The organism is Streptomyces sp. S063 (assembly GCF_002832675.1).
GTDB lineage: Bacteria > Actinomycetota > Actinomycetes > Streptomycetales > Streptomycetaceae > Streptomyces > Streptomyces sindenensis.
The window spans coordinates 2,005,208-2,023,357 of the sequence record NZ_CP021707.1 but is presented as its reverse complement, the minus strand read 5'-3'; the positions used below and the strand labels follow the sequence as shown (position 1 = coordinate 2,023,357).

At 70.9% G+C, this 18,150-nt stretch carries 16 protein-coding genes and 3 pseudogenes; 8 read left to right on the top strand and 11 right to left on the bottom strand.

From position 1 onward, the window contains the following. Nucleotides 1-137 precede the first annotated feature (137 nt). The 3 genes from CCZ36_RS09180 to CCZ36_RS09170 all read right to left on the bottom strand — a co-directional run bounded on the left by CCZ36_RS09180 (nt 138) and on the right by CCZ36_RS09170 (nt 3,188). A complete protein-coding gene (locus CCZ36_RS09180) occupies nt 138-1,874 on the bottom strand; it encodes a DUF927 domain-containing protein (protein WP_128817423.1) in 1,737 nt (578 codons plus the stop codon). Further along, nucleotides 1,871-2,731 (bottom strand): bifunctional DNA primase/polymerase, encoded by an 861-nt coding sequence (locus CCZ36_RS09175; protein WP_128817422.1) that lies wholly within the window; start codon nt 2,729-2,731, stop codon nt 1,871-1,873. Before CCZ36_RS09175 ends, CCZ36_RS09180 begins: the two co-directional genes overlap by 4 nt. 238 nt (nt 2,732-2,969) lie before the next feature. Further along, on the bottom strand, nt 2,970-3,188 hold the full coding sequence (locus tag CCZ36_RS09170) for a DNA-binding protein (RefSeq protein WP_128817421.1): 219 nt from the start codon (nt 3,186-3,188) through the stop codon (nt 2,970-2,972). 121 nt (nt 3,189-3,309) lie between these two features. On the opposite strand from CCZ36_RS09170, the gene CCZ36_RS09165 reads away from it, so the two are divergent. The 4 genes from CCZ36_RS09165 (at nt 3,310) to CCZ36_RS09150 (ending at nt 7,195) form a co-directional block, all read left to right on the top strand. Then, nucleotides 3,310-3,867, top strand: coding sequence for a helix-turn-helix transcriptional regulator (locus CCZ36_RS09165; RefSeq protein WP_128817420.1), 558 nt, complete (start codon nt 3,310-3,312; stop codon nt 3,865-3,867). Continuing rightward, nucleotides 3,851-5,089, top strand: a complete 1,239-nt coding sequence (locus CCZ36_RS09160; RefSeq protein WP_128817419.1) for a tyrosine-type recombinase/integrase — start codon at nt 3,851-3,853, stop codon at nt 5,087-5,089. The genes CCZ36_RS09165 and CCZ36_RS09160 overlap by 17 nt, the downstream gene beginning before the upstream one ends. A gap of 505 nt (nt 5,090-5,594) precedes the next feature. Next, nucleotides 5,595-6,632, top strand: a complete 1,038-nt coding sequence (locus CCZ36_RS09155) for an ArsR/SmtB family transcription factor (RefSeq protein WP_069736601.1) — start codon at nt 5,595-5,597, stop codon at nt 6,630-6,632. Nucleotides 6,633-6,784: 152 nt separating this feature from the next. Beyond that, nucleotides 6,785-7,195: a VOC family protein gene (locus CCZ36_RS09150; RefSeq protein WP_069742343.1), complete on the top strand. Its 411-nt coding sequence runs from the start codon at nt 6,785-6,787 to the stop codon at nt 7,193-7,195. A gap of 94 nt (nt 7,196-7,289) precedes the next feature. Here the strand turns inward: CCZ36_RS09150 and CCZ36_RS09145 are convergent, their stop codons facing one another. From CCZ36_RS09145 to nirB, 3 genes and pseudogenes are all read right to left on the bottom strand, one after another. Then, the gene (locus tag CCZ36_RS09145) at nt 7,290-8,456 is read right to left on the bottom strand and encodes an alkaline phosphatase PhoX (protein WP_069736603.1); all 1,167 of its coding nucleotides are present in this window, start codon (nt 8,454-8,456) and stop codon (nt 7,290-7,292) included. Nucleotides 8,457-8,609: 153 nt separating this feature from the next. Beyond that, nucleotides 8,610-8,968, bottom strand: a pseudogene (nirD, locus tag CCZ36_RS09140) (nitrite reductase small subunit NirD). Next, nucleotides 8,968-11,593, bottom strand: a pseudogene (gene nirB / locus CCZ36_RS09135) (nitrite reductase large subunit NirB). Before nirB ends, nirD begins: the two co-directional pseudogenes overlap by 1 nt. A gap of 167 nt (nt 11,594-11,760) precedes the next feature. Between nirB and CCZ36_RS09130 the strand changes: the two are divergent. Further along, nucleotides 11,761-12,552, top strand: coding sequence for a sulfite exporter TauE/SafE family protein (locus tag CCZ36_RS09130; RefSeq protein ID WP_128817418.1), 792 nt, complete (start codon nt 11,761-11,763; stop codon nt 12,550-12,552). A gap of 18 nt (nt 12,553-12,570) precedes the next feature. Here CCZ36_RS09130 and CCZ36_RS09125 read toward each other — a convergent pair whose 3' ends face one another. From CCZ36_RS09125 to CCZ36_RS09110, 4 genes are all read right to left on the bottom strand, one after another. Further along, on the bottom strand, nt 12,571-13,203 hold the full coding sequence (locus CCZ36_RS09125) for a class F sortase (RefSeq protein WP_069742346.1): 633 nt from the start codon (nt 13,201-13,203) through the stop codon (nt 12,571-12,573). Between the two features lie 131 nt (nt 13,204-13,334). Beyond that, nucleotides 13,335-13,880, bottom strand: coding sequence for a hypothetical protein (locus tag CCZ36_RS09120; RefSeq protein WP_069736608.1), 546 nt, complete (start codon nt 13,878-13,880; stop codon nt 13,335-13,337). A 384-nt stretch (nt 13,881-14,264) separates the two neighbouring features. Beyond that, nucleotides 14,265-14,726: a DUF5990 family protein gene (locus CCZ36_RS09115; RefSeq protein ID WP_069736609.1), complete on the bottom strand. Its 462-nt coding sequence runs from the start codon at nt 14,724-14,726 to the stop codon at nt 14,265-14,267. Between the two features lie 68 nt (nt 14,727-14,794). After that, nucleotides 14,795-15,598: an aminotransferase class IV family protein gene (locus CCZ36_RS09110; RefSeq protein WP_069736610.1), complete on the bottom strand. Its 804-nt coding sequence runs from the start codon at nt 15,596-15,598 to the stop codon at nt 14,795-14,797. A gap of 79 nt (nt 15,599-15,677) precedes the next feature. Between CCZ36_RS09110 and CCZ36_RS09105 the strand changes: the two are divergent. The 3 genes and pseudogenes from CCZ36_RS09105 to CCZ36_RS09095 all read left to right on the top strand — a co-directional run bounded on the left by CCZ36_RS09105 (nt 15,678) and on the right by CCZ36_RS09095 (nt 17,212). Beyond that, a pseudogene (locus tag CCZ36_RS09105) lies at nt 15,678-16,303 on the top strand (NADPH-dependent FMN reductase). A gap of 85 nt (nt 16,304-16,388) precedes the next feature. Beyond that, a complete protein-coding gene (gene cutA / locus CCZ36_RS09100) occupies nt 16,389-16,730 on the top strand; it encodes a divalent-cation tolerance protein CutA (protein ID WP_069736612.1) in 342 nt (113 codons plus the stop codon). Further along, entirely contained in the window at nt 16,727-17,212 is a 486-nt protein-coding gene (locus CCZ36_RS09095; protein ID WP_128817417.1) for a gamma-glutamylcyclotransferase family protein, read from the top strand. The genes cutA and CCZ36_RS09095 overlap by 4 nt, the downstream gene beginning before the upstream one ends. Before the next feature lie 63 nt (nt 17,213-17,275). Here the strand turns inward: CCZ36_RS09095 and CCZ36_RS09090 are convergent, their stop codons facing one another. Continuing rightward, the gene (locus tag CCZ36_RS09090) at nt 17,276-18,061 is read right to left on the bottom strand and encodes a SanA/YdcF family protein (protein ID WP_079134097.1); all 786 of its coding nucleotides are present in this window, start codon (nt 18,059-18,061) and stop codon (nt 17,276-17,278) included. Between the last annotated feature and the right edge of the window lie 89 nt (nt 18,062-18,150).

Sequence of the window (18,150 nt, the reverse complement as noted above, 5' to 3'; positions counted from 1 at the left end):
GCTGTGGACCCGAGGGGGTACGCAGTGCTGCGTACCCCTGCCGCACACTCGCTGACCTGCACCGATACCGCCCGGGGGTGGGGGTACGCAGTTGAGGTGAAGTGAGGGAGTGTTCTTCTGCGGCTCGGGTCGTCATGTCACTCTCCGTCTTCAGCGTCTGTGGCGAAGACGTCCGGGTTGAAGACGTACATGCGGACCTTGGAGCCGTTGAGCTTCCGCCCGAGCAGGTACGGCGGCCGGTAGGAAGGGCTCTCGATGAGCGCCCCGCTTTCCCGCCAGCTCGGGATGACCGAGTCCAGTTCGTAGCCGGCCTTCTTGAGGACTTCCTTCATCCGCTCCGGAAGGAGAGCCATCGTCGACCGTTCGTCGACCGTGATCTCCCTGCCGATCCACCCACCGAACGGCGGGTCGTTCTCCGTGTACGGGCTCCACATCTCCCGGCGGTGTGAGGCGATGTACTCCCGGACGATGTCGAGTGCCATCTCGCCCCGGTTGTCGGTCTGGTCGGCGGTGGCGAACAGGCGCCGCCACACGGCCATCTCCGGGGCCGGGAAAGGCACGATGCCCCACTGGTGGGAGAGTTCGGCGGCAAGCGCCAGGCAGGCCACGAACGGCGCCCGCCGGGCTGACATGTCGCTCTCGTACCGGTGGTCCGCCGTCAACTCCTTGTGGCGGTCGACGATCGCGCGCTTACCCCCGTCGGCCAGGACGTCGAGCAGCTGCTCGACGTACCGCGGTCCGGCGGTACCGAAGTTCTCGGCCGTCCCGTCCCGCACCTCGATGGCTGCTGCTGCCGACTCCGGTCCGTCCGTACCGAACGGGGCTTCCTTGACGCTCAGGACGCGCGCCCCGGCCCCCTGGTCGGTGGTGAACGTGAGCACCGACTGTTCGCCGGTAGACACGACGACCGTCCGCCAGGGGAGCCCGGACGGCCACCCGCCACCGCGGGCCGCCCCGTGGTTCTTCGGGATGGCGTACAGCAGTCCGTGGACCATCTCCGGGTTTTGGACGAGTTTGGTCTCGTCGAAGACGACCGGCAGGCCGTTGACGAGGTTCAGGCGCTTCTCAGCGGCCAGCATCGTGGTTCGCCACGAGTAGAGACCGTCCGCCTTCTCGCTCGGGTCGGCCCACGCGCTCATCCCGCCGGCTGCCGCTGTCGTCTTGCCCCGAGTGGAGCGCCCGCAGATGTCGACCGCGAACGAGTTCACCCCGACGATCTGCAACAGCGGTGCGGCCAGGCAGGCGTAGAGCGCCATCTGCGCGGCCGGGTAGGACTCCATGCGCTTGATGGCGGCCTGCCAACCTGCGAATGTTCCCGCCGGCTGATGTGCGGCAAGCGCGGGCTTCTGCTCGTCGAACTTCACCTCCACCTTGTGCGGGGTGTCCTGCGCGGTGACGAACGTTCCATCTGCCTGCCAGCCCAGTTGGCGGGCCAGGTGGACGCGCGGGATCTTTCCCTGGTTGATGGACTCGAACGCGGCGAGGTACCGCTCGACGAGACGTGCGTCTCCCTCGATCACGGGCAGGCCGGCGTCGCCCAGGGTGGCCACCAGGACCCGGCCCCTGCGGACGACGTTGCGGGGCACGATGCGGGTGACGACACGGCCGCGGTCGACCCACGCCAACTCGACGGCCTGGTCCCCGATCGGGTCGACGTACACCGAGCTGACGACCAGCGGTGCCCACGCAACCCGCACGTCGACGAACGTGTCCTTGGCGATCTGCTTCTCGACCCACACTCCGCCGTAGCTGATGGTGTAGCCGGTCGGCATCCGGACCCCTTCGGGAACAAGGCGGTGATCGCTCCATTCCTCGGTGGCCTTCTCCTGGCCCGCGTCTGCGCGGTCGGTGTCGGTCGTGTTGTCGTTGCTCACGCCGTCACCCCCGATCGCCGGGCGGAAGCCACGGTCCGGGCTGCTTCACCTGCGGTGAGTCCCTGCCTGACAGCCGCCTCGATGAGAGCGGCCTCAACCTCGGTGGCGCCCATATGCCCGTCATCAACGTGAGCCCACGCCTTAGCCGCAGCCCAGTACAGACGGTCGTTACGGGTGCCCTGGGGTGCGTTGAGGACGACCTTCACCAGACCGTCCAGGGCGCGGCTTGCTGTGACGGGCGACGGGTCGGCCCGGGGAATCCTCCGGGTGACCGGCTTGGGCAGCATGAGCGTGAGCAGCTGCCCGGGTACCGGCTGGACCCCGACTTCACCGAGCTTGGGGTGAAGCGCGTATTCGCCGGCCTTTCCGGTGCTGCCGGGGCCGACCAGGTACCCGCCGGTTCCCCGCACGTCGATGCCGGGGCCGAGTCGACCGGCCGAGTTCGGCACGGTCACCCCTTCTGGGATCGACAGCCACAGATGGAAGCCGCCGGAGGGGGTGCAGACGGTCATGGTCTGCGGGATGTGGAACCCGTGCTTGGCGGCCAGTTGGTTGACGGTTTCGACGCCGTTGACGCCGTTCTTCCGGTCGAGGTCGAGGCCGACCATCCGGCCGCCGCACGCAACCCCGTATCCGGTCGCGCGGGGCGACAGGTCAAAGAGATGACGGGCATAGGCGGGGTCGGTGGTGGCGTCGTGGACGCCGTGTCCGGGCTTGCCGCACTGCCCTCTGCAGCTGTGCCCCTTGTCGTGGGGGGACTTGATGGAAGGGGTCTTGTAGATGGACAGGGGGAACGCCTTGTAGCCCTGCTCGATGGCGTACAGGGCGCTGCGGAGCGCCTTCTCCCAGGGAGTCATGCGGCCCTCCCTCGTCGGGGTTCGAGCAGGTAGTGCGCCCCGCAGGGTGCGACCTTCTCGCCGAGGGATACGTGCCGGTGCCAGTTGTGGCACTGGGGGCATCGGGCGGCAAACTCGGTTCGCCCTGCGGTGGCGACGATGACGGGGCGGGCGACCAGCGGTACAGTGGGGGCTGGTCCACCACCAAGGACTTCTTGAAAAGCCGCGCCTAGGGAGCGCGGCTTTTCTGTGTTCTGGGTCATGCGGCGTTCCGCCCTCCGGCCTGGTCGGCGTCGTAGGCCTCGATGTCGTCCCAGCGGGCTCGCAGGTGCTTGCCCACGCGGAACATCAGCGGCCCGACGCAGGTCTGCGTCTGATGCCAGTAGCGAACGGTCTTCACCGGAACCCCGTAGTGCTCGGCAAGCTCAGGCGTGGTGGCGAGGGGGCGTCGTGTCGACGGAAGTGATCCCCGCTTCATCTCAGGTCCTTCCTGCGCGCTCAAATGTTCTCTCAAGTAACAACAGGATCCATGAAGGACCTGTTGGATCTGATCGTGCCGCACGGTGGCGTGTTACGCAAGCGACCCTTATTGTTCTTTCATGGATCATTCAGAGCGAGCCCCAGTCACGGTCATCGCCAGGCGCGTCCGCGAGATGCGCAAACGAAAGGACATGACTGCGCAGCAACTTGCCGACGGACTGAAGGACCAAGACTTGGAGTGGGACCGGCAGACCGTGACCAAATTGGAGACGGGCCGCCGCCAGAACGTCTCCGTGGTCGAGCTTCTAGCTCTAGCCCGCGTTCTCGATGTTGCGCCGATCCACCTGCTTGTTCCCCTTGCCGACGACCGTCCCTACCAGGTGACGCCGAGCGAGGCCCACCCCGCTGGCCGAGTCAGGGCATGGGTGCGAGGTGAAGCGCCTCTCCCGGGGACTGATCAGCGGATCTTCCGCAGTGAGGCGCCAGAGGCTGAATGGAGCGACCCGGACCTGCCAGAGCAGGCGCAGGGGGAGAACGAAGCGTCCCGGCACCTCATGGCGGGCGTAGGGGCAGCTCGTCATGCCGGACTGTCCGAGGACCAGGTTGTCGACTGGATCCGGCGGGCCTGGCGCCTGTCGGACACGTTGGAGGGTGGCAGCAATGGCGAAGGTGTATGACCGCTGGCACCTGTCCCGTCCGCCGGTGGACGCTGAGCGGTGCGAGGAGCACAGCACCAAGACGGCCGACGTATACCCAGGGGCCGACCATGGCCAGGGCAAGCGCTGGCAGGTCCGCTACCGAGACCTATCGGGCAAGCAGTGCAAGGAGAACTTCGACAAGCGCACGGCCGCAGACTCGCGCGCCGCGAAGGTCAAGGCCGAGCTCGACGGCGGCACGTTCGTTAACCGGGAGCTCGGCAAGCAGACCTTTAAGGCCATTGCCGAGCGCTGGCAGGGAACGGCCGTCCATCGGGAGCGGACCGAGACGAACGTCGAACGGGCCCTCCGGCTGCACGTCCTGCCAACCTTCGGGAGCCGACGGATCGGCAGTATCCAGCGCGCGGACGGACGGGCATGGATCAAGGATCGGTCGGCGGTCATCGCCCCGTCGACGTTCGCCACACCCTGGAACGTGTGCACCAGCATCCTGAAGATGGCCCACCAGGAAGGGATCATCCCGAAGTACCCGTGGGAGGGCTTGAAGCCCCCTGAGGTCTTCTATCCGGAGATCCACCCTCTCCACCCGGATGCAGTGAAGGCCCTGATCGTCACGGCGTCCCCGCGGTACCGGGCCTTGGTGAGGCAGGCCGCTTCGACAGGGCTCCGGCAAGGGGAGCTGTTCGGGCTGGAAGACTCGGAGCCGGCGGAGACTGTGGCCGTCGAGCAACAGCTGATCGGCCCCGACAAGGGCGTGCCGTACCTCGGTGAAGCGAAGACCAAGCAGAGCTGCCGGACCGTTCCCCAGGGAGCCTCTGTCGTGGACGAGCTCAAGCGGCATCGTGAGGAGTTCCCGCCGCAGCTGGTCTACATCGAGGACCGGACGAACCCCCGGAAGCCTGTGTGGCGCCATGCCCGGCTGCTCTACACCAGCGAGACCAACGGCCCTATTCGGCGCGGGAGTTGGTCCAAAGTTTGGGCAACTAACGTCAAGCGTGCGAATGCCTACTTGGAGAAGTCCGGAAGTAAGGTACGCGTCCCCAAGGATGCGACTCTGCACGACCTGAGGCACTTCTATGCGTCGGTGCTCATCAAGAACGGGGCGACCCCGAAGCAGGTTCAGATGAGGCTCGGTCACGCTAAGCCATCAATCACGCTGAACGTCTATACCCACCTGTGGGAGGCGGAGGAGGACCGGACGGCCGACATGATGGAGTCCGCTCTCGCAGATGTGCCCTCGTAGTGCCCTCGGGTCATGAAAAATGGCCCGCGCCCCAGGTCAGGGCGCTGGCCATACACCCTGTGCGGGGGTGCCGCCGCTTCGCCTTGCGTGCACGGAAATGACCGGCGATGCGGACAAGCCGTCAGGAGCGCGCATCGAATGCAGCGCACATAATGTGGCGCAGAGCACATTGCTTTGTTTAATACGCAAAGAAATGTGGGTGACGGCCGGGGGCGCCGGACCGGGGTGCGGTCCATGGATCCCCACCCATGGACCGCACCCGGCTTACCCCCGTCGGGCACGGAGCCGCACCGTCGCCCACCGCCGCCGAACACACAAAGCCCCCCACGGCCTTCACGTGCTCATCCGGTGGGCACCGGATGCGTACCCGACGTCGTACAGCCTTATCGCTGAAGCGGAACGGGGCGACACCTTTCACTTCTGGCCGAAACCCCGTGGTGACCTCCTGTGACGGTCCGCATACCCTTCGGTGGGGGCAATTGCGGATGCAACAGGTGGGGGAGCAGTGCTACGGATCCATATGTCCAGGCTCGACCTTTCGCGGGTGCGGATGGCCACGAGACCGGATGCTTTGTGGGAAACCATTCTGAGTTTCCACCGGCTCAGGGACCGGCGCGCCTCGACGGTGTTCGGGAAATGGCGTACGGAATCCCGGGCGCGGCTGAATGGTGAGGCGCAGCTGCTGGCGGCGGTCGTTCCGCCCCGCGGGTATTTCCCGGATTTTCTGACGCCCTCTCAGGAAGGCGCCGAACCCTTCGGGCTCGACGTCGGAATGGAGGCCCTGCGCGACACTCCCGCCGACCGGGTCCACGCGGAACTGGAGCTGCTGGCCGCCGACCGGACGCGGCAGCGGACAGACCGGCCGGTCGGTCAGCGGGCCGGCGGAGCGGGAAAGGCGGGCGCGACGCTGCCCGTCGCGCTCATGGAGGGCCGCGCCGAACCGCTCACCCGGCTCATCGGAGCACTCCGCAGCTACCACCAGGCGGCCGTCGAGCCCTACTGGCCGCACATCAGGGCCAGCGTCGAGGCGGACCGGGCTGTGCGCGGCAGGGCCCTGCTGGACGGGGGCACGGACGAGCTGCTGGCCACCCTGCCGCCGACGATCCGGTGGCGCTCACCCGTACTGGAGGCGGACTACCCGGTCGACCGCGATCTGCATCTGGACGGGCGCGGACTGCGGCTCCAGCCGTCCTTCTTCTGCCGGGGCACGCCCGTCGTCTACCGGGACCCGTCGCTCCCGCCGGTCCTCGTCTATCCGGTGACCAACCCCGGCGCCCCGGTCTTCGCCGAGCCGGGGCCCTGGCTCGGCCGGCTCGTCGGGCACACCCGCTCGGCCGTCCTCTCCTCCATAGGGACGGGCTGCACCACCAGTGAACTCGCCCGCAGGGCCGGGGTGTCGCTGGCCTCCGCGAGCCAGCACGCCTCCGTGCTGCGCGAGGCGGGCCTGGTCCTGACGCTGCGCCACGGCAGCTCGGTCCTCCACACGCTGACCCCGCTCGGCGGCTCCCTGCTGCGCGGAGGCGCCCCGCTGACCCTCCACTAGGGACCCTCGCCGCCCCCTCGCCGCCCCCTCGCCGCCCCGGAAGGATTCGTCCGCCGAACGGCGATGAGTTCTGCTCGGCCCCGCCGTCTACCCATCGAAAGCGCCGGACGGAGCACCGCGGGCGCCACGGGACGGAAGAAGAGGGAACGACCATGGCTCAGATGATCTTCGTGAACCTGCCGGTGAAGCACCTGGAGACGACGGTGGGCTTCTTCGGGAAGCTCGGCTTCACGACCAACCCGGCGTTCACCGACGACAAGACGGCGTGCCTGGTGATCAGCGACACGATCTTCGCGATGCTGATGACGGAGGAGCGCTTCAAGGAGTTCACCAAGAAGGACGTGGTCGACGCCTCGACGGCGACCGAGGTCATCCTCGCCCTGAGCGCCGACAGCCGCGCGAAGGTCGACGAGATCGTCGACGCGGCGCTGGCCTCCGGCGGGTCCCCGGCGGGCGAGACGCAGGACATGGGCTTCATGTACGGCCGCTCGTTCCAGGACCCCGACCACCACATCTGGGAGGTCATCTGGATGGACGAGGCCGCTGCCCAGGGCGAAGGCTGAGCGGCCTGACTCGCAAGGGCGTGCGCCGGGGGCACGGGGGAGCCCCGGCGCACGCGGGCGTCCGGGTCCGCCCCCGCCCTTGCCCCCTTCCGCGTCAGCTGCGGAACGGCCCCTTGACCTCGTAGGTGATGCCGCCGGAGGAGCTGCCGCTCGTCCCGCGCTGCGAGGAGAAGTAGAGCCGGCTGCCGTCCGGCGAGAACGCGGGGCCGGTGATCTCCGAACCGGACTGCCCGGTGATCCGCAGGAACGGGGCCACCGTGTCGTCCGGCGTGATCAGGCAGATCTCCATGTTTCCGCCGTCCTCCGCGATGTAGAGGTCGCCGGAACCGGACCGGGTGACGTTGTCCACCCCGGTCAGCGGCGCGGAGCCGCCCGTCACCAGGGAGTCGTCGTAGGCGAGCGAGATCGACGAGGTGGTCGCGTCGTACGCCCACACCCGGTTGTCGCCCTTGGTGGTGAACCAGCAGGTGCCCGCCGCGTAGAAGCAGCCCTCGCCGCCGTTGAACACCTTCGCCCCGGACACCTGGTGCCGCGTCTGGGTGGAGGAGGCGGCCGGGTCCGGTACGTTCGCCCAGCTCACCGGGCCGGAGGTGCCCGTGCCCGCCACCAGCACCTGCAACGTGCCGCTCGACAGATTCCCCCACGTCGTGGGCCGGAAGCGGTAGAAGCGGCCGTCGCTCTCGTCCTCGGTCAGATAGATGTAGCCGTGGTCCGGGTCCGCGGCCGCCGCCTCGTGCTTGAAGCGGCCCATCGCCGGACGCCGTACCGCCGCGTTCACGCCCCACGGGTCGGTCTCGTAGACGTACCCCCGGGTGACCTCCTCGCAGGACAGCCAGGTCTTCCACGGGGTGGCGCCGCCCGCGCAGTTGTTGTTCGTGTTGCCCAGGATGCGGTACGCGGCCGTCACCGTCCCCGATGAGTTGAACCGCACCGCGCTCGCCCCGCCCCCGCTGCTCGGGGACACCTCGGCGTTGGAGACATAGATCCAGCCCGAGCCGTCGGCGTACGTCGCGCCGCCGTCGGGCGCGCGGTGCCAGCGGTAGGAGGTGCCGGGCACGGTCTGCCCGGATCGGGCGATCACACGGCTGGTGAAGCCGCTCGGCAGCTGGATGCCGTCCCCGTTGGCCGCCTGGAGCGCGCCGTACGGGCCGGGGGCCGGCTGGGCCGGGTCGGCGAAGGCGGCGCCCCGCCACAGGGTGCCGCCGAAGGCAGCCGCCGAGCCGCCGATCACCGCGGTGCGCAAGAAGTTCCGACGTTCCACGATCACTCCACGCATGAGTGTGGCCCGCCGCCCGGGCGGGCCGGCGGGTCGCGCGTCAGGACTGTAGGAGGCGGCAGTTGACGGGGCGTCACGCGAAGGTGAACGGGCGGCGGAGGAACTGCGCAGGCCCCCGCTCCGCCCGCGGACCGGCTGTCAGTCCGCCCGTACGGCGAACACCGGCACCGACACCTCGTCGTCGTCCAGGCATGCCCCCGTCGCCAGGTCGAAGCGCTGCTTCAGCAGCGGCGAGGCCACGAACGGCCGCCCGCCCGCCGAGCCGAGCAGCCCGCGCGAGAGAACGTACGCCCCGGTGAACGGGTCCCGGTTGCCGATCGCGTACACCTGGCCCGCCCGGTCCATGAAGACGGCCGCCTGGTCCCCGTCCGGCAGCAGCACCGCCACCCCCGGCCGGGGATCAGCAGCCCCCGTTCGCAGACCGTCAGCCAGTCCTCGCCGTGGGCGAGCCGGACGGATCCGGTGCCCCGCGCTGTCGTGATCGTCGCCGTTGCCATCAGGATGCGGTCCCTTCGAGGGTGCGGACGGCGAGGACGGGTCCGGCCAGCAGGTCCAGATCCGGCTTGATCTGGTCCCTCTCCGGAATGAACCTCACCGAGGGGTCGGGGGCGTCGGGGGCGTTGACGAAGGTGACGAACCGGCGCAGCCGATCCGGGTCGTTGATGGTCTCGGCCCACTCGTCGCGGTAGCCCGCGACATGGTCGGCCATCAGCCGCTCCAGCTCCTCGCAGAGCCCCAGCGAATCGTGGACGACCACGTCCGGACGTGGTCCAGGCCGCCGTCGATCCGCTCCAGCCAGGCGGAGGTGCGCTCAAGACGGTCGGCGGTACGGATGTAGAACATCAGGAACCGATCGATGAGCCGCACCAGTTCGGTGTCCGAGAGGTCCTGGGCCAGCAGGTCCGCGTGGCGCGGGGTGGCCCCGCCGTTGCCTCCGACGTACAGATTCCAGCCCTGGGCGGTGGCGATGATCCCGAAGTCCTTGCCCCGGGCCTCCGCGCACTCGCGGGCGCAGCCGGAGACCGCCGACTTCAGCTTGTGCGGGGAGCGCAGCCCCCGGTAGCGCAGCTCCAGGTCGATCGCCATCTTCACCGAGTCCTGCACGCCGTAGCGGCACCAGGTCTGCCCCACACAGGACTTCACCGTCCGCAGCGACTTCCCGTACGCGTGCCCGGACTCGAAGCCCGCGTCCACCAGGCGGGTCCAGATCAGCGGGAGCTGGTCGACCCGGGCGCCGAAGAGGTCGATGCGCTGGCCACCGGTGATCTTCGTGTAGAGGCCGAAGTCGCGGGCCACCTCACCGATGACGATGAGCTTCTCCGGGGTGATCTCGCCGCCCGGGATGCGCGGCACGATCGAATACGACCCGTTGCGCTGGAGGTTGGCGAGGAAGTGGTCGTTGGTGTCCTGGAGCGCCGCCTGCTCGCCGTCCAGCACATAGCCGCTCGCGCCGACCGTGGGCGCCAGCGAGGCGATGACCGAGCCGACCGTCGGCTTGCAGACCTCGCAGCCGTCGCCGCCCCGCGCCTCCTCCCGGCCGTGCGAGTCGAGCAGTTCGGCGAACGAGGTGACCTCCAGGGTGCGGACGATCTCGTACAGCTCGCTGCGGCTGTACGGGAAGCAGCCGCACAGCCCCGAGTCCTCCGGCGGCGGCATCAGCTGCCCGATCACCTTGAGGCAACTGCCGCAGCCCGTGCCGGCCTTGGTGCACTTCTTCACCTCGGGCAGGGTGGTGTGCTCGCAGATCGCGCCCTTGGTCACGTTGTGGCAGGAGCAGATCACCGCCTCGTCGGGCAGCGCGCCCGGGCCGAGCGCCACGGGGCCACCGCCCGATCCGGCCGGCAGCACCAACTGCTCGGGGGCGACGGGCAGAACCGTGCCCGTCAGCGGCCGCAGCGTGCCGTAACTCTCGGCGTCCCCGACCAGCACCCCGCCCAGCAGGGTCCCGTCCGGGCCCATCACCAGCTTCTTGTAGACCCCGGCGCGGGCGTCGGAGTACACGACGTCGAGCGAGCCCTCGGCCGCCCCGTGCGCGTCGCCGAACGAGGCCACGTCCACCCCGAGCAGCTTCAGCTTCGTCGACAGATCCGCCCCCGTGAACGCGGACCGCCCGCCCGCGATCACCTCGGCCGCCGTGCGGGCCATGTCGTAGCCCGGCGCGACCAGCCCGTACACCCGGCCGTCGGCGGTCAGCGCGCACTCGCCGATCGCGAACACCGCCGGGTCCGACGTCCGGCACTCCTCGTCCACGACGATCCCGCCACGCTCCCCGACCGTCAGGCCGCACTCCCGGGCCAGCTGGTCCCGGGGCCGTACGCCCGCCGAGAAGACCACCAGATCGACCGCGAGCGAGGACCCGTCGGAGAGGGCCATCCCGGTCACCGCCCCGTCATCGCCCGCGGTCACCTCCTGCGTACCGACCCCCGTGTGCACGGTCAGACCCATGTCCTGGATCGTCCGCAGCAGGGCCGCGCCCCGCCCTCGTCCACCTGGACCGGCATCAGCCGGGGCGCGAACTCCACGACATGGGTGGCCAGCCCGAGCCCCTTCAGCGCCCCGGCCGCCTCCAGGCCCAGCAGCCCCCCGCCGACCACCGCACCGGTCGCCGCGCCCTTCGCGTACTCCTCGATCGCGAGCAGGTCCTCGATCGTCCGGTAGACGAAGCAGCCCCGGGCGTCCTTCCCCGGCACCGGCGGCACGAAGGGGTACGAGCCCGTTGCCAGCACCAGCGTGTCGTACGGGAACACCGCCCCGGACCGCGCGGTCACCGTCCGCCCCGCCCGGTCCACGGACGTCGCCGGGTCGCCGACGTGCAGCTCGATGCCGTGCCGGGCCATGAAGTCCGGCTCCACCAGAGAGAGGTCCTCGGGGCTCTGGCCGGCGAAGTACGAGGTGAGCCGCACCCGGTCGTAGGCGGGCCGGGGCTCCTCGCAGAGCACGACGACCCGGGCGCCGCCGGCCGCCGGGGTCAGCCCGCGCTCGGCCAGGGCCTCCAGGAACCGCTGGCCGACCATGCCGTGGCCGACGACCACGATCGTCGGGACGGCGGGGTGCGCCGGGTCGTTCGGGGTGGCGTTCGAGGCGGCGGCGGTGGTGCGCGGCTCGAAGGTGGGCTCCGGCATCTCAGTGGCCTCCGTCGGTTGTCCTCATGCCCCGAGCCTGGGCGGGAGGTGTTACCCGGCCGCATCCCGTCTGTTTCCCGGGCGGAACCTTGCGCTCAGCGACCGGGCAGGGGCCCTGTGAGGGACCGGGTGAGGAGGCAGGCGCGACAGGCGTCTAATGTCTGCTCGTGCCTGACATAACCCTGACGACCTTGATCCTCCTCTGCCTCGCCGCGGCCGCCGCGGGCTGGATCGACGCGGTGGTCGGCGGAGGCGGACTGCTGCTCCTGCCCGCGCTGCTGCTGGGCCTGCCGCACGTACCGGCGGCGCAGGTCCTCGGTACCAACAAGGCCGTCGCGATCGTCGGCACCTCGGGTGCGGCGGTGACCTTCCTGCGCAAAACCCCGGTACGGGTGGGGCTGGCGGTGCGGATCGGGCTGATGGCGCTCGCCGGGTCGATGACGGGGGCGTTCTTCGCCGCCGGGATCAGCAGCGAGGTCCTCCGCCCGGTGATCATGGTCGTGCTGCTGGGGGTCGCGGCCTTCGTGATGCTGCGCCCGTCCTTCGGCTCGGCGGCGGAGGGCGACGGCACCGGCCGGCCGGTCGCCCGGGCCCGGATCATCATGGCGATCGTGCTGGTCGGCGGCGGGATCGGCTTCTACGACGGCCTGTTCGGACCGGGCACCGGGACCTTCCTGGTGCTGGGCCTGACGGCCGTGCTCCATCTCGACCTGGTGACCGCGTCGGCCACCGCGAAGATCGTCAACGTGTGCACCAACGCGGGGGCGCTGGCGATGTTCGCGTACCAGGGCACGGTGCTGTGGCAGCTCGCCGCCGTGATGGCGGTCTTCAACCTGGCGGGCGGGATGATCGGGGCGAGGATGGCGCTGAGCCGGGGGAGCGGCTTCGTCCGGGCGGTGCTGCTGACGGTGGTGTTCTCGCTGGTCGCCAAGCTCGGCTTCGACCAGTGGAACGCTTAGCGTTGTCGGGCCGGCCGGTCAGCGCACGTCTGTGAGGTGCGCGTACGCCACCACGTTGCCCTGGTAGCCGGTCTCCTTCGAGAAACCGCCGCCGCAGGTGATCAGCCGGAGCGCGGCGTGCGGCGCGTCGCCGTAGACGCGCTGGTCGGGGAAGTCGTCGTTGTCGTAGACCTCGATGGCGTCGATCGAGAACACGGCCGTGCGCCCGTCCCTGCGGTCCACCTCGACCCGGGTCCCCTTGGTCAGGGCGCCCAGGGCGTAGAAGACGGACGGGCCCTGGGCGTTGTCCACGTGCCCCGCGACGATCGCGGTGCCCTTCGCGCCGGGCGGGACGCCGTCCTCGTACCAGCCCGCGAGGTTGCGGTCCTCGTCCGGCGGTACGTCGAGGCTGCCGTCGGCGGCCAGCCCCAGCGGCGTCATCGGCGCGTCCACCTCGATGACCGGGATGCGGATGCGGACCGGGTCGGAGGGGTTCAGCGGCTCGGCGACCGGGGAGCCGGGCTGGAGCTGGGGCCCGGCGGCGAAGGCCTGGGCGCTGGAGGGCTGCGGCGGGATGAGCTGGCCGCCGGGCCCGTTCTGGATGAGCCAGATGCCGCACAGTACGGCGATTCCCACCAGCCAGCCCTTGGCCTTCTGCGCGCTCGGTGACACGGCGTCGTCCTCGGTCGGTGGTCCGGGGCGGGCGGGACGCGCTCGGGGACGCGCCCCGCCCGGTCAGAGGGGAAGCGGCGGTTCGGCTTCCTATGGCGCCCACGGAAGGGCATTCCCGCGGCGCCCACGGATCAGCTTCCTTCGGCGCCCTCGGAGCGGCGGCGCAGCAGCCACAGGCCGCCGACGGCGGCCAGGCCGATCACGCCGACGCCGAGGGCGACCTGCGTGGAGTTCGGCTCGACGCTGCCGCCGACCCCGGTCCGCACATGGCCGGACGGGCGGTCGTGGATGGGCTTCTCGTGCTTGCCGCCGCCGATCACCTTGAGGTCGCCGGCCGCGTCCTTGCCGTTGTCGCAGGAGACGACGATCTCGTAGACACCCGGCCGGGTGTCGTGCGGCACGGTGAACTGGCCGACCAGGAGGCCCTTGTGGGTGCCGGGGCGCATCTCGAAGTCCCCGGCGTCCAGCTCGTTCGCGTCGCCGATGCCCGAGCCCTTCTTGCCGCAGGCGGTGGTGTTCACGGTGATGGTGGCGCCGGGGGGAGCGGTCGCCGGGGTGATCTCCAGACGGCCGAAGTCACCCGCGTACGCGGACGGAGCGGCGGCGGTGAGACCGAACGCGATGACGGTGAACGCGGCACCGAAGGTGCCGGTCACGAGGCGGGCAGGACTGCGCATGGGGATCCTCCGGGCAGACGGCGCGAGCGGGTGTGTCCTGCCCCGAGCCAACGGGGGAGCGGCCCGCCACGCCTCCTGACGTGGGGTCAGCTTTCACCCGTACGGACCGGCGCGGCACCCTTGCCGGAATGGATCACCGCAGGTCGCGGCGGTGCGGCTGCGCCGTTCGGTCCGTGCTGTCGTGCCGGGTGCCGATCGGGTGAGGCGCCCCTGTGAAATGTGATGCAGGTCACACGTGTGGTCGCGCGGCCGCCGGGCACACGCAATACACCCCCCCACGGGACGGACCCCCGCCCCCCACGGCATCCGCCCCCACCGGTCCACTCCCCCCTGGACCGGTGGGGGCGGTGTCGGATCCGCCTCCGGCCGCCCGTCGGCCGCAGGTCACGTCCCTCCCGTGGCGCTCCAGACGATCTGCGGCGGACGCACCCGGGCGCACAGCGGCTGTCCCTTGGCGTCGGTGAGCCCGAGCCGCCCCGTGAGGTGTCCGGAGCGGGCGGCGGCGGCGAGCACCTCCGGATCGATGTCGCTGAACATCAGCTTCGCGCGCCGGAACATGGTGAAGAGCCCGGCCTCGTCCACCGTGCCCCACGACAGATAGACGAACCGCCCGCCCAGCCGGTTCTGGACGTACGGTCCCGACACCGCGACCCCGTCCTCCGTCACGGTCGCCTCGCAGTCGAGCGTCCACGACGCGGAGGGGGCGTCCCCGGGGTGCAGGCCGAGCAGCTCGCCCGGCCGGTCCTTGCGCTGGACGCCGACATGGATGTTCTCGTAGCCGGGAAAGTCGCTGTCCGGGCCGCAGGCGCGGCCGGGAAGGGGCGAGGCCTCGATATGGATCCGCATGCCCCCATGGTCCGGCACGGCAGGACGCCCGACGGCCCGGCCCCCGCCCGGGCGGGTCCTACGGGGCCTCACACGGTGTCCTGCGGAGCGCTGTCGTACACCGCGCCCAGGTCCTTCATCAGCTCCTCGTCCACCGCGAACACGGTGTCGTCGATCCGCCGTACCGGTGCGATGCCCTGCGAGTTGCAGACGAAGGCGGCGGAGAAACGGCCCACCCCGCCCGGCCCGTCCAGCGTCACCGGACGGCGGTCCGAGGGGCGTCCGGCCCGCTCCAGGCCCTGTTCCAGCAGCGCCATCGTGACGCCGGTCAGCGCCGGGGCGTCGGGCCACACCACCGAGGCCCCGTCCCGGAAACCGATGTTGGTGACCGCCCCCTCGGTCACCACGCCGCCCGGCGCGGTCAGCAGCGCGTCGTCGAACCCCGCCCGCTCCGCCAGCACCCCGTAGTACGTCTGCCCGAACTCACCGGGCCGCTTGATGTGCGGAGCGGTGCGCGCGTACGGCACCGACATCAGGCTCCGTGCCCCGCACGGCATGACGGCGGGCTCCCGGACCGTCACCATCAGCGTCGTGCACGTCGCCCCGGGCGGCAGATAGGCGTTCACCCGCACCGAGGCGTCCCGCCGCCCCGCCCCTTCCAGGGCGTGCCGGATCAGCTCCCGCACCCGGTCGCCGTCCACCGGCAGACCGAACAGCTCCCGGTTCGCGGCGTCCAGCCGCGCGAGGTGCAGACCCAGGCCCCGCGTCCGGCCGTCCCGCACCTGGAGTGCGGTGAAGTGGCCGAAGCCGTACAGGGCGGGGATCCGCAGGGTCTCCTCGGTGGCCGGACGGCCGTCGAACTCGATGTGGGGCGCGGGCGGCTGCGTCGTCATGCGGCCACCGTATGCGGCGCGCGGGCCCGTACGGGCGGGGCTTGACCTCAACCATGGTTGAGGCTGAAAGGTCGACCCCATGGACACCACAGCCGCATCCACGCAGCCCACCGCATCCACGCGGCCCACCGCCCCTCTCAGGGTCGCCGTCATCCTCGGCAGCAACCGCGACGGCCGGTTCGGCCCCGTCATCGCCGACTGGTTCCTGGCCCGCGCGGCCGCCCACCCCGGCATCGAGACCGACCTGATCGACGTCGCCGAGGCCGACCTCCCCACCCGGATCACCTTCAGCCCCGGACCGGAGGAGGCGGGGCGTCTCGCGGCGGTCTCCGAACGGCTCGCGGCGGCCGACGCCTTCGTCGTCCTCACCCCGAGTACAACCACTCGTTCCCCGCACCGCTGAAGACCCTCATCGACTGGCACAGCGCCGAATGGCAGGCCAAGCCCGTCGCCTTCGTGTCGTACGGCGGCATCTCCGGCGGGCTGCGCGCCGTCGAACAGCTCCGGCAGGTCTTCGCCGAGCTGCACACCGTCACGGTCCGCGACACCGTGTCCTTCCACAACGCCGGCGCCCTCTTCGACGACGAAGGGCGCCACCGGGACCCGGGCCCCGCCGACGCGGCCGCGAAGGTCCTGCTGGACCAGGTGGTGTGGTGGGGCAGCGCCCTGCGCGACGCCAGAAACGCCCGTCCGTACGGCGCCTGACGCCCGGGGGGCCGACAATCACATCGAAGGCCCACGGGCAGAGCGCCCGCCGCAGTCCGCATTCCGCATCCCGAGGAGAACGACGATGACAGCGCCGCCGGCATGGCTGACCGTTCTGACCACGACCGACAGCGAGGCCAAGGCCCACGCCCTGGCCCAGTCGGCGGTGGAGGCCAGGCTGGCGGCCTGCGCGCAGATCTCGGCCCCCGTCACCTCCGTCTACCGGTGGCAGAACGCCATCGAGTCGACAGAGGAGTGGCAGGTGCTCTTCAAGACCACGGCGGAGCGCTACGACGAGCTGGAGGAGCACATCCAGCGGGAGCACGACTACGACACGCCGGAGATCATCGCCCTGCCGGTGGTCCGGGGCAGCGCCCGCTACCTCGGCTGGGTGACGGCGGAGACGGCGCCCCCGGCAGCCCTGTGACGGCGGCGGTCGTGACCCCTTCCGCCCCGCGCGGCGGCCCCGCCGACGCCGAACTGCCCTTCTTCGTGTACGGGACGCTCCTGCCGGGCGAACCCAACCACGACCTGTTCCTCCGGGGCCGTACGACGGGGGAGCGCCCGGCCGTGCTGCCCCGGGCCCTGCTCTACGACGGCCCTGGCTACCCGTACGCCATCGAGGGCCACGGCCGCGTCCACGGCACCCTGCTCCTCGCCGCGCCCGGGGTGTACGGGGAACTGCTCGGGCTGCTGGACCACCTGGAGGAGTTCCTCGGCCCCGGCCACCCGCGCAACCTGTACGAACGTGTCGTCCGCGAGGTCGAGCCGACGGGCCCCGACGACGGGAACCCCGTCCGGGCCTGGGTCTACCTCGCCGCCACCGCCGTGACCCGCTCGCTGCGGACCGGCGGCGTCCTCATCCCCGGGGGGCGGTGGATCACCGGACGCACACCGGGCGGCTCCTAGGTGTATCGGCCCGCAGGATCACCCGCCCGGAGCACGGCCGGCACCGCGTTCCGGGCGGGCCCGTCAGCGCGCCCCGGCCGTCAGCGCCTCCGCCACACCCGGCTCCTCGGGCCCCAGGAAGCGCGGGTCGGGCCGGAACAGGGCATCCAGCGCCGCCTTGCCGGATGCGGCCAGCTCCCGGACGCCGCCGTAGTACCAGACGGAGTCCCGTGGTTCGTCGACCCCGACGCCGTACGCGTCGATCCCGGCGGACCGGCACAGCGTGACCGCCCGGTGGATGTGGAAGCCCTGGCTCACCAGCACCGCCCGGTCGACCCCGAAGATCTTCTTGGCCCGGACGCAGGAGTCCCAGGAGTCGAATCCGGCGTAGTCGCTCACGATCCGCTCGTCGGGCACCCCGCGCCCGGTGAGATACGTGCGCATCGCGTCCGGCTCGTCGTACTCCACCCGGCTGTTGTCCCCGGTCACGAGGACGACCTTGACCTTCCCGGTGCGGTACAGCTCGGCCGCCGCGTCCAGCCGGTGCGCGAGATACGGGGTCGGGCGGCCGTTCCACAGCCCGGCCCCGAACACCACGGCGACCTCCCGCACCGGAGCCTCGGCCGTCGTGCCCACCCGGTCACCGGCCTCCAGACGCATCCAGGTCGCGGGCACGAGCGCCAGCACACAGGCGATCATCAGCCCCTGCACCAGCCGCCGTTGCCCCCGCCGGGTACGCACCAGCCGCAGCCGGCCGACCGGCTTCCGGAACCGGGGCCGTCCCGGCGCCGGCAGCCCGGCAAGCCGCTCCCGGAGCCGCGGAACGAGCCCCTCCGGCAGTCGCGGGTCCTTCGGCCCCCCGAGCCGCATTCCTCTTTCCCCGCTCTTCCCACGCACCGCAACCCCCACTCGTCCCCGCGTCGTCCGAACGTCGGCCGCGCCGTACGCGTAACCGCGCC